The sequence below is a fragment of the Microbacterium sp. Bi128 genome, assembly GCF_918698205.1.
This window is the reverse complement of record NZ_CAKKMM010000116.1, coordinates 1-10,880: the sequence shown is the minus strand read 5'-3', so window position 1 is coordinate 10,880 and position 10,880 is coordinate 1. Positions and strand designations below refer to the sequence as shown.

Here is a 10,880-nt window from a genome sequence, read left to right as displayed (position 1 = left end):
ACCGGGGGCGCCGCCGCGACGCGAGCGGTCGAGCCACGTGACCGTCATGCGCGCGGGTGCCGCGATCGCGGCGATCCAGGTCTCGTCGGGCACCTCGACGAAGATGCGACCGGTCGCGCAGATCGGCAGCGTCGACAGCAGCGCCTCCATCTCGGCGAGAGAGTTCTCGTCGGCCGTGATGAGGTGCTGCACACGGGTGTGGCGCGACGATCGGCAGGCGGCGTCGTTGTGCTCGGCAGAGACGGACATGATGGCATCCACTATACCTGCGATGAAGGGTTGCCTAACCTGTGTTGCCGCCGTGAAGCGGTGGCCGCGGAACCGGTCGCGTCACTCCACGAGAGCGTCCCGCAGGCCGGCGAGTTCGTCGTCGGTCACCCCGTGAGCCCGCAGGAATCCGGCGGGCGAGCCGTGCTCGGCATCCAGACGTTCCAGGAGCGCGCGCATGACCGGCGCGGGAGAGCGAGTCGCCAGTTCTTCGGCGTGCCGGTTCTCGGGGTGCAGGGCGCGGATGCCGGACACGATCAGGCGATTGCGTTCGGCGGGGAGCAGGGACTCGGTGCGCGCGTAGTCCGCGACCACGGCGTCGCGGTCCACACCGGCCGCGGCGAGCGCGATCGCGACGGTGACGCCGGTGCGGTCCTTGCCGACGGTGCAGTGGATGAGCACGGGTTGCGCTCCCGCGATCGCGCGCACCGCGGCGACGATCCGCGTGGGCGAGTCGGAGATCAACTCGTCGTACAGCTCACCGAGGCTGATGTCGCGTTCGAAGAACGACTCGACCGACCCGAGGAACAGCGGCAGGCGCTGCACGTCGACGTCGAGTCCCGTGAGACGGCTCGGCGCGTGGCGCACTTCGTCGTCGTCGCGGAGGTCGACGATGCGCCGGAGTCCCAGCGCGCGGAGGGCCTCGAGACCCTCGTCGTCGACGTGCCGCAGGTTGCCGGAACGGAAGAGCACACCCGAGCGCGTGCGCCCCGAGCCCGCCGACAGTCCCCCGACGTCGCGGAAGTTCGTCGCGCCCGAGACGAGCGTGCTCACGCCGCACCCCCGTGGTCGTGCGGGGCGCGCGGCGGCACCGGGTAGCGGCCCGCGATCGCGACGCGGTTGAAGGCGTTGATCGACACGAGCACCCAGCTCAGGGCGACGTATTCCTCTTCACTGAGGATGCCGCCCGCCCGGTCGTACACCGCGTCGGGGATGCCCTCGTCATGGATGAACGTGAAGGACTCGGCGAGTTCGAGGGCGGCGCGCTCGCGCTCGTCGAACACCCCCGACTCGCGCCAGGTCGCGATCTGCGCGATGACATCGGCGTCGAGGCCCGCCCGGACCGCGGCATCCACGTGCACACGGACGCAGTAGGCGCACCCGTTCAGCTGCGACACGTGGATCTGCACGATCTCGCGCAGGCGCGCATCGATTCCCGCGGCGGCGGCGATGCCCCCGACGGTCTGGGAGAAGGCTCGTAGCGCGGCGTACGCCTCGGGAGCCTTCTTCGACAGGTGCACGCGTCGTTCCTCGCCCATGGCCCACAGCCTACGGCGCACCTCGGACACCGCGCCGGGGCCGGCGTACTCTCCCCACGGCATCCGTGTCGAGAACAGGCGATGCACCCGGAACAGGGCGAAGCCGCGCGAATGGGCCTGTCCTGGGCACACCGCCTGTTCTGGTGCCACGTGTCGCCGGGCATCGAGCGAGCTGGCGACCGCGGAGGCGCGGTGACAGGCTGGCAGCATGCCCGAGACCGACGAGTTCTCCTTCCTCCCCGCGCAGGCCGGCGGCGCCGGCACCGCGCTCCCGACCGTCGCGCGCGTCGAGCTGACGCTCTCGGACGGGCGCACGCTGAGCGGGTTGCGGTGGGGCGAGGCTCCCCCGCGGGCGACGTTCCTGCACGGTGCCGGACTGAACGCCCACACGTGGGACACCACGCTGCTGCACCTGGGCGTCCCGGCGCTCGCGCTCGATCTCGCCGGACACGGCGATTCGTCGTGGCGCGAGGATGCCGCCTACGTCGCGCGCGTTCTCGCCCCCGACATCGCGGCGGCTCTGGACGCGTGGACCGACCGGCCGCAGGTCGTCGTGGGCCACTCGCTGGGCGGGCTCACGGCGGCCGCGCTCGCGGCATCCCGTCCCGACCTCGTCGCGCGGCTCGTGATCGTGGACATCACCCCCGGCATCGACCCGAGCGCCGGCCCGGCGCAGCTGCGGGCGTTCTTCGCCGGGCCCACCGACTGGGCGTCGCGCGACGAGCTCGTCGAGAAGGCACTGGCGTTCGGACTGGGCGGGACGCGCGAGGCCGCCGAACGAGGAGTCTTCCTCAACACCCGCGTGCGCCCGGACGGCCGTGTGGAGTGGAAGCACCATTTCGCCCACCTCGCCGCCGCCGCGGCGGCTTCGGACACCGACACGACGACCCCGGATGCCGTGCGTGCGGTGCTGGCGTCCACGGGCTGGGACGACCTCGCCGGCGTGCGGGCACCGCTCACCCTCATCCACGGAGATCACGGTTTCGTCACGGCGTCCGACGCGGAGGAGCTCGTGCGCCGGGCACCGGATGCCGAGGTGCGTGTCGTGCCGACCGGGCACAACGTGCAGGAGGAGGACCCGGCCGGCCTCGCCGCGTCGGTGCGGGAGTTGCTCGAACGGGAGTGAGGACCTCGAGAGGGCCCGTCCCGCAGTGTCACACACGGCGGCGGCCTCGAACGGGTGAAAGTAGGCTGTCCTCACCCCACACCACGGCACCACAGCACACCCGGATGCCGTCGGCCTGCGAAAGGATGATCCCGCAATGCTGCGCCGCCCCGCCCTTGCCACGAGCGCGCTCCTGATCGGAGCCCTCCTGTTCACCGCGTGCACCGGCACGTCGACCCCGCCTGCCGCGACGGGGGCACCCGATCCGAACGCCACGCTCACCGTGCGCCTGTCGCTGGAGCCGTCCAACCTCGACATCCGCCGCACCAGCGGTGCCGCCCTGGAGCAGGCTCTCGTCGACAACGTCTACCAGGGGCTGGTGACGCGCAACGGCGACGACGACAACGCGATCGTCCCCGCCCTGGCGACCGAGTGGACCGTCTCCCCCGACGGACTGACGTACTCCTTCACGCTGCGTCCGGGCGTGACGTTCCACGACGGCAGCGCGCTGACCGCCGACGACGTCGTCTCGTCGCTGCAGACCGCGAAGGACGACGCGACGATCCAGAACAGCGCCGACCTCGCCGGGGTGGCATCCATCGCGTCGCTCGACCCCACGTCGGTCGTGATCACCCTCGCGCAGCCGAACATGGACTTCCTGTTCTCCCTCACGGGTCGCGCCGGCCTGATCTTCAAGAACAACGACGCCACGAACTTCTCGACCGCCACGAACGGCACCGGCCCCTTCACCGTGTCGTCGTGGAACACCGGACAGAGCCTGACCCTCACCCGCAACGACGCCTACTGGGGCGACAAGGCGGGCGTGGCCGAAGTCGTGCTCGACTACATCCCCGACCAGAGCGCCGCGATCAACGCGGCCGTCAGCGGAGACGTCGACGTCGCCCTCGAGATCGATCCCGAGCTCCAGGGTCAGCTCGACGGCACCGGCAACTTCCAGATCGAGTCGGGGCTGACCACCGACAAGGGCACGCTGGCCTTCAACAACGCCCGCGCGCCCCTGAACGACCAGCGCGTCCGCGAAGCCCTGCGACTGGCGATCGACCACCAGGCGCTCATCGATACCCTCGGCGCCGGCCAGACCCTCTTCGGCCCGATCCCGCCGCTCGACCCCGGATACGAAGACCTCTCGGGCAGCATCTCGTACAACCCCGACCGCGCGCGCGAGCTGCTCGCCGAAGCCGGGGCCGAGAACCTGAACCTCACGCTCACGATCCCGAGCGTCTACCCGACCTCGATCGCGACGTTCCTGGTCTCATCGTTCGCCGATATCGGCGTGACGCTCCAGGTGCAGTCGGTCGACTTCGGCACGTGGTTGCAGAACGTCTACACCAACCACGACTACGACCTGAGCTTCGTGCGGCACGTCGAGGCGCGCGACTTCGGCAACTGGGCCGACCCGTCGTACTACTTCGGCTACGACAACCCGCAGGTGCAGAGCCTCTACGCCCAGGCACTGGCGACGACCGACGAGCAGACCTCGGCGGACCTGCTGAGCGAGGCCGCCCGGATCGTCTCGGACGAGGATGCCGCCGACTGGCTGTTCCTCTCGACGCCGCTCACCGCGGTCGCGACGAACGTGGCGAACTTCCCGAAGAACTCCCTCAACGTGCGCCTGCCCCTCGCGGGTGTGACGGTCTCGTCGGAGTGATCCGGTACGCGCTGACACGGCTGGGCCTGCTCGTCCTGGGCCTGGCCGTGTCCAGTGCGCTGATCTTCCTGTCGCTGCGGGTCCTTCCCGGCGACGTCGCGCTCCTCATCGCGGGCGCTCAAGCCACGCCCGAGCAGGTCGACGCGCTGCGCGAGAGCCTCGGGCTCACGCAACCGCTGTGGCAGCAGTACCTCGACTGGATCGCGGGCGTCCTCCGCGGCGATCTGGGCTCGTCCCTCGTCACGGGAGCCTCGGTGACCGCCGAGCTGCTCGACAAGGCGCAGGTCACCGCGCCGCTCGCGGCCCTGTCGATGACCGTCGCCCTCGCCGTGGGGCTGCCGTTCGGGGTGCTGTCGGCCGTGCGTCGCGGGCGTCCCGACGGCACCGCCCTCAGCGTCGGCTCGCAGGCCCTCGCGGCCGTCCCCGTGGTGTGGGCGGGAATGATGCTCGTGGTCGTCTTCGCCGTGTGGCTCGGATGGCTCCCCCCGCAGGGCTTCCCGCGCGCGGGCTGGGGCGACCCGGCCGCGGCGTTCCGCGCGCTCGTGCTGCCCGCGGTCACGATCGGTGTCGTCGAGGGTGCGATGCTGCTGCGATTCGTCCGCAGCGCGACGCTCCAGGCGATGGGCCAGGACTACGTCCGCACCGCCGCCGCCAAGGGCCTGACCCGCACGCGCGCGCTGCTGCGCCACGGCCTGCCCAACGTGGGCCTCTCGGTGGTGACGGTGCTGGGCCTGCAGATCGCCGGGATCATCGTGGGCGCGGTCGTGATCGAGCAGTTGTTCACGCTTCCGGGTGTGGGACGGATGCTCGTCGCCGACGTCGCCGCCCGCGACCTCCCCAAGGTGCAGGGCGAACTGCTCGCTCTCACGGCGTTCGTGCTCGTCATCGGCTTCCTCGTCGACCTCGTGCACCGCCTCATCGACCCGCGGCAGAGGGAGGCCTCATGAGGACGCTGCGCCGGCTCTGGAGCATCAGCACCGGGCGCTTCGGCATCCTGGTCGTCGCCGCCATCGCGCTCACCGCGCTCGTGTCGCTGGTGTGGACGCCGTTCGATCCCGCGAGCGTCGACGCGCGAGCGCGCTGGGCCGACCCGTCGTGGCCGCACCTGCTGGGCACCGACGGGAACGGCCGTGACATCCTGAGCCTGATCATGGCGGGAGCGCGCACGACCGTGGTCGTCGCGGTGGGCGCCGGGGTCGTCGCTTCGCTGCTCGGGATCGCCCTCGCCGCTCTCGGAGCGCTCACCGCGCGGTGGGTGCGCGAGAGCGTGGCGGTGCTCGTCGACATCCTGGTCGCCTTCCCGGTGCTCATCATCGCGATGATGATCACCGCGGTGTGGGGCGGCTCCCTCGGCGTCGTCATCTGGTCGGTCGGGATCGGCTTCGGCGTGAACATCGCCCGCGTCACCCGACCCGAGCTGCGGCGGGTGCTGCACAGCGACTTCGTCCTGGCCGGTCGCGCGAGCGGCCTGACACCCCTGCAGAATCTCGTGCGTCACCTGCTCCCCAACGTCGCCCCCGTCTTCATCGTGCAGTTGTCGTGGGGCATGGCCGTGGCCGTCCTGGCCGAGGCGGGGCTGTCGTACCTCGGCTTCGGCGCCCCGATCACGCAGCCGTCGTGGGGCGTGCTGCTGAGCGATCTGCAGGCGTACATCTCCGTCCACCCGCTCGCGGTGGTGTGGCCGGGCCTGGCGATCACGGTGACGGTGCTCGGGCTGAACCTGCTCGGCGACGCGCTCCGCGATGCCGCCGACCCGACGCTCTCCGAACGCACCCCGCAGGCCCGCACGCACGTCCCGGGGGTGGTGTCATGAGTCTCGAGGTCGAGGGACTGCGCATCGAGATCGGCGGCCGCACGGTCGTCGACGGCGTGAGCTTCGCGGTGCCCGACGGCGCGCGGGTCGGACTCATCGGCGAGTCGGGCTCGGGCAAGTCCCTCACGGCCCTGGCGGTGCTGGGTCTGCTCCCGGATGCCGCGACCGCCTCGGGCAGCATCCGCTGGAACGGCCGCGAGATCCTCGGCCTGCCCGACCGCGAGCTCGCCCGGCTCCGCGGCGACGACATCGGCATCGTGTTCCAGGAGCCGCGGACGGCCCTCAACCCCATCCGCACCGTGGGGCGCCAGATCGGCGAGTCCGTCCGCATCCACGAGGGCGTCTCGCGACGGGACGCGCTGCGGCGGGCCGTCGCCGAGGCGGCCCGGGTGGCACTGCCCGATCCCGAGCGGATCGTCTCGCGCTACCCGCACCAGCTCTCCGGCGGCCAGCGCCAGCGCGTGGCCATCGCGATGGCCCTCGCGTGCCGTCCGCGCCTGCTCATCGCCGACGAACCGACGACCGCCCTCGACGTGACGATCCAGGCCGGCATCCTGTCGCTCTTGCGCTCCCTGGCCCAGGATGCCGGGATGTCGCTCGTCTTCATCACGCACGACCTCGCCGTGCTCGCGCAGGTCGCCACGCACGCCGTCGTCCTGGAGCGCGGCCGTGTCGTGGAGCAGGGCGCGGTCGCCGATCTGCTGCGCGCTCCGGCGTCACCGGTGACGCAGGCCCTGCTGCGCGATGCGACCGCGACCGTGTGGCATCCGGAGATCGATCGGGGCCGACCCGAAACCGAACGGGAGAGCGGATGAGCGACACGATCCTGCACGCGCGCGGACTCTCACGCACCTACCTCACGCCCCGCACCCGGGGCCTCGGCCGCGCCGAACGCACCGCGGGACTGCTCGACGTCGACCTCTCGGTGCGCGCCGGGTCGGCGGTGGGGATCATCGGCGAGTCCGGGTCGGGCAAGTCCACCCTCGTGCGTCTGCTGCTCGGACTCGACGCGCCCACGTCCGGAACGGTCGAGGTCGAGGGGCGCGCGGTCGACGCGGGCGGCTCCGCGCGGTCGCTGCACTGGCTGCGACGGGCCACGGGCATTGTGTTCCAGGACCCGTACGCCTCGCTGGACCCGCGCATGAGCGTCGGACGCATCGTCGGCGAACCCCTGTGGGCCCTCGGCATCGACGGCGACCGTCGCACCCGCGTCCGCGAGGTGCTGGCGCAGGTCGGCCTCGAGCCCGACGCGGCGGAGCGCTTCCCGCACGAGTTCTCGGGCGGCCAGCGCCAGCGCATCGCCCTGGCCCGCGCCATCGTGCACCGTCCCCGCATCCTCGTCGGTGACGAACCGCTGTCGGCGCTCGACGTGACGGTGCGGGCGCAGATCCTGCGGCTGATCGCTCAGCTGCGGGCGGAGGAACACATGACGCTCGTGCTCGTCTCGCACGACATCGGCGTCGTGCAGAACGTGTGCGACCAGGTCGTGGTGATGAAGGACGGCCGGATCGTCGAACAGGGCCCCACCGAGAAGGTCCTGCTGCAGCCGCAAGCGGCGTACACGCGGCAGCTGTTGGCCTCGGTTCCGACGCTCCCCGCCTGAGCACCGTCACGAAAACAGGCCGCGCAGCGAGAACAGGCCGATCCCGGCCGAATCGCCCTGTTTCCGCGGCATCCCCTGTTCTCACCGCGCGGATGCCGCGTTCCGGACGCCGCGGTCTACCCCAGGCCGCGGCCGACCCCCGACGCCGCGGCCCGAACCTCGGCGCCGCGGCCCGAACCTCGGGCAGTCACCAGAACAGGCTGCGCGGCGAGAACAGGCCGATCCCGGCAGAATCACCCTGTTTTCGCGGCATCCCCTGTTCTCGATGCAACGGGTGCCACGGCCCGGACGCCGCAGCCCAACCCCGACGCCGCGGCCCCAACGCCGCACCCCCACCTCAGGCCGTCACCAGAACAGGCTGGGCACCCAAAACAGGCCGATCCCGGCAGGATCGCCCTGTTTTCGCGGCATCCCCTGTCCCGGGTGCAAGGGATGCCGCGATGTCGGCGGCCGGCGCTAGCCTCGGCCCATGACCCCCGGCATCGTTCCCCCGTTCCTGCTCGATCGGCTCGCTTCCACCGACGATCCCCGCCTCGCGCGCGCCGCCGCCGCCGCGCGGAAGACCCTCGCGATCCCCCGCCCCGAGCGCTCGACACGCACGCGCCTGCGACTGTCGATCGACGGCGGAGCGCTCGTCGCCGAAACCGCGCCCGCCCCCGACCGCGTGATCTCCGACGCCGGTAACGACGAGCGCCTGCCCGGTCGACGGGTGCGGACCGAAGACGACGCGCCGACCGGTGACCGCTCGGTCGACGAGGCCTATGACGGACTCGGCGCGACGTTCGACTTCTTCTGGGACGCCTTCGCGCGCAACGCCATCGACGGCGCGGGTGGCTCACTGTCGGCCACCGTCCACTTCGGCGACGACTACGACAACGCCTTCTGGAACGGCGAGCGCATGGTCTTCGGTGACGGCGACGGCGAGGTGTTCGTCGGGTTCACCCGGTCTCTCAGCGTCATCGCGCACGAGCTCGGGCACGGCGTCACCGAGGCCGCCGGGGGCCTGGAATACCAGGGGCAGTCGGGGGCGCTGAACGAATCGCTCTCGGACGTCTTCGGTGTGCTCGCCGAGCAGCACGCGCGGGGTCAGCGCGCCGACGAGGCGTCGTGGCTCGTCGGGGCGGGGATCTTCGCCGACGCCGTCCAGGGCGTGGCGCTGCGCTCGATGTCGGCACCGGGCACCGCCTACGACGACGACGTGCTCGGCGCGGACCCCCAGCCCGGGCACCTGCGTGACTACGTCGAGACCGACGACGACAACGGCGGCGTACACATCAATTCGGGCATCCCGAACCGGGCCTTCTTCCTGCTGGCCACCCGCCTGGGCGGCTTCGCGTGGGAGCGCGCGGGGCTCATCTGGTACCGCACCCTCACGTCGGGAACGCTGCCGCTCACCGCTGACTTCGCCGCCTTCGCCGCGGCCACGCGAGCGACCGCGGCAGCGGAGTACGGTGAGGAGTCGGAGGAGGTCGACGCCGTCCGAGCCGCGTGGGCGGGAGTGGGCGTCGAAGAGGATGCCACGACCTGACGGCCCCGACGACGCGAGTTTCGTCGTGATCGTCGTGCGCTCCGGCGGCATCGCGGGCCTGTCGAAACGCTGGCGCGCCGAACCCGACCCCGACAGCCGCCCGCGGTGGTGGGAGCTCGTGGAGAGGTGCCCGTGGGACGCGCCTCCCCCGCCCGCGTCGGGGGCTGACCGCTACCAGTGGCGCATCGAGGTGCAACGCGGCGACTCCACCGTCCACCAGGCGCGCTTGGGCGACGGGCAGATCGCGGGGCCGTGGCGGACGCTCGTCGACGAGGTGCGTCAGGCGGCTCCCGCCGCGCGTGGGTGACTCCGGTCCCCGCTGTGCGTGGGTGACTCCGGCCTCAGCCGCGCGTGGGTGACTCCGGTCCCCGCTGTGCGTGGGTGACACCGGCCTCAGCCGAAGAGCTTCCGGCGCTTCTTCTTCGAGGGGATGCTCTTCTGCAGATAGACCACTCCGAGCCAGCGGCCGAACTTGAAGCCGACCCGGCCCATGCGGCCGACCTCGACGAAACCGAGTTTCTCGTGCAGGGCGATCGAGGCGTCCGCCCCCTTGTCGCTGATGGCCGCGACCATCTCGCGGATGCCCTTCTCGGCGCACGCGTCGATGAGCGCTTCGAGGAGCGCGCGCCCGAGACCCTTGCCCGCGGCGGCCTGCCCCAGGTAGATCGAGTTCTCGACGGTGTACCGGTACGCCGACTTCGACTGCCACGGCTGCACGAGGGCGTAGCCGAGGATCTGCCCGCTCGGCGATTGCGCGACGAGGAACGGCAGGTCCAGCTTGTGGAGCGTCGTGAACTTCTCGCGCCACTTCGCGATCGACCAGGCCTTCTCGTCGAAGGTGACCACGGAGTTGCGCACGTAGTAGTTGTAGATCTCGCGGATGTCGGGGATGTCCGCCTCGGTCACGCGGCGGATCTCGTACGCGAACGGCCGCTCCGGCTCGGGCGCCCGCCGCAGGTGCGCGGGGAGCCGGCGCCGGGTCTTCTCGTACTCCTCTTCCAACACGCACGCCACTTTACGGGGCGGCGGGTTTCGGGCGGATGACCGCCGAGCCGCTCAGGCGGGCAGACGCCAGTCCACGGGAGCCGCGCCCTGCTCCTCGAGCAGCGCGTTGACGCGAGAGAACGGGCGCGAGCTGAAGAAGCCCCGGCTGGCCGACAGCGGCGAGGGATGAGCGGATGCCACGATCGCGGTGTCGCCGAGCAGGGGCGTGAGGTTCGCGGCATCCCGCCCCCACAGCACCGCCACGAGCGGCGCGTCCCGGGCGACGAGGCAGTGGATCGCGTGCTCGGTGACGCGCTCCCACCCCCAGCCGCGGTGCGACGCGGGGGCACCGGGCGCGACGGTCAGGACCCTGTTGAGCAGCATGACGCCCTGCTCTCCCCAGGCCGAGAGGTCGCCGTGCGGCGCGGGCGCGATGCCGAGGTCGTCCGACAGCTCACGGTAGATGTTCGACAAGCTGCGCGGCAGCGGTCGCACGTGCGGGTCGACGGCGAACGACAGGCCGATCGGGTGGCCCGGGGTGGGGTACGGGTCCTGCCCCACGATGAGCACGCGCACCGCGTCGATCGGGGTGCGGAACGCCCGCAGCACCAGGTCGCCCGCGGGAAGGTACGGGGTCCCCTCGGTGCGGAGC

General features: G+C 71.7%; 13 protein-coding genes. 8 read left to right on the top strand and 5 right to left on the bottom strand.

The features are described from left to right. The 3 genes from LQV45_RS10700 to LQV45_RS10690 all read right to left on the bottom strand — a co-directional run. The coding region (locus LQV45_RS10700; protein ID WP_230006998.1) for an SIP domain-containing protein at positions 1-249 on the bottom strand (249 nt) is incomplete at its 3' end. Positions 250-330: 81 nt separating this feature from the next. Then, positions 331-1,041 carry a tyrosine-protein phosphatase gene (locus LQV45_RS10695; RefSeq protein WP_230006997.1) on the bottom strand — a complete coding sequence of 237 codons (711 nt, stop codon included), beginning with the start codon at positions 1,039-1,041 and terminating at the stop codon, positions 331-333. Then, positions 1,038-1,526 carry a carboxymuconolactone decarboxylase family protein gene (locus LQV45_RS10690; protein WP_230006999.1) on the bottom strand — a complete coding sequence of 163 codons (489 nt, stop codon included), beginning with the start codon at positions 1,524-1,526 and terminating at the stop codon, positions 1,038-1,040. Before LQV45_RS10690 ends, LQV45_RS10695 begins: the two co-directional genes overlap by 4 nt. Positions 1,527-1,734: 208 nt before the next feature. On the opposite strand from LQV45_RS10690, the gene LQV45_RS10685 reads away from it, so the two are divergent. The 8 genes from LQV45_RS10685 to LQV45_RS10650 all read left to right on the top strand — a co-directional run bounded on the left by LQV45_RS10685 (position 1,735) and on the right by LQV45_RS10650 (position 9,551). Then, positions 1,735-2,652 carry an alpha/beta fold hydrolase gene (locus LQV45_RS10685; RefSeq protein WP_230006996.1) on the top strand — a complete coding sequence of 306 codons (918 nt, stop codon included), beginning with the start codon at positions 1,735-1,737 and terminating at the stop codon, positions 2,650-2,652. Positions 2,653-2,788: 136 nt separating this feature from the next. After that, the gene (locus LQV45_RS10680; protein WP_230006995.1) at positions 2,789-4,300 is read left to right on the top strand and encodes an ABC transporter substrate-binding protein; all 1,512 of its coding nucleotides are present in this window, start codon (positions 2,789-2,791) and stop codon (positions 4,298-4,300) included. After that, positions 4,297-5,247, top strand: a complete 951-nt coding sequence (locus LQV45_RS10675) for an ABC transporter permease (protein ID WP_230006994.1) — start codon at positions 4,297-4,299, stop codon at positions 5,245-5,247. The genes LQV45_RS10680 and LQV45_RS10675 overlap by 4 nt, the downstream gene beginning before the upstream one ends. Next, entirely contained in the window at positions 5,244-6,113 is an 870-nt protein-coding gene (locus LQV45_RS10670) for an ABC transporter permease (protein WP_230006993.1), read from the top strand. The genes LQV45_RS10675 and LQV45_RS10670 overlap by 4 nt, the downstream gene beginning before the upstream one ends. Then, a complete protein-coding gene (locus LQV45_RS10665) occupies positions 6,110-6,928 on the top strand; it encodes an ABC transporter ATP-binding protein (protein WP_230006992.1) in 819 nt (272 codons plus the stop codon). Before LQV45_RS10670 ends, LQV45_RS10665 begins: the two co-directional genes overlap by 4 nt. Continuing rightward, positions 6,925-7,716, top strand: a complete 792-nt coding sequence (locus LQV45_RS10660; protein WP_230006991.1) for an ABC transporter ATP-binding protein — start codon at positions 6,925-6,927, stop codon at positions 7,714-7,716. Before LQV45_RS10665 ends, LQV45_RS10660 begins: the two co-directional genes overlap by 4 nt. A 469-nt stretch (positions 7,717-8,185) precedes the next feature. Then, complete coding sequence (locus tag LQV45_RS10655) at positions 8,186-9,244, top strand: M4 family metallopeptidase (protein ID WP_230006990.1); 1,059 nt, start codon at positions 8,186-8,188, stop codon at positions 9,242-9,244. Continuing rightward, entirely contained in the window at positions 9,231-9,551 is a 321-nt protein-coding gene (locus tag LQV45_RS10650; RefSeq protein ID WP_230006989.1) for a protealysin inhibitor emfourin, read from the top strand. The genes LQV45_RS10655 and LQV45_RS10650 overlap by 14 nt, the downstream gene beginning before the upstream one ends. Positions 9,552-9,637: 86 nt before the next feature. On the opposite strand, the gene LQV45_RS10645 is transcribed toward LQV45_RS10650, so the two are convergent. Next, positions 9,638-10,249, bottom strand: a complete 612-nt coding sequence (locus tag LQV45_RS10645; RefSeq protein ID WP_138173297.1) for a GNAT family N-acetyltransferase — start codon at positions 10,247-10,249, stop codon at positions 9,638-9,640. Positions 10,250-10,300: 51 nt separating this feature from the next. Then, a partial coding sequence (locus LQV45_RS10640; protein WP_230006988.1) for a uracil-DNA glycosylase occupies positions 10,301-10,880 on the bottom strand: 580 nt, incomplete at its 5' end.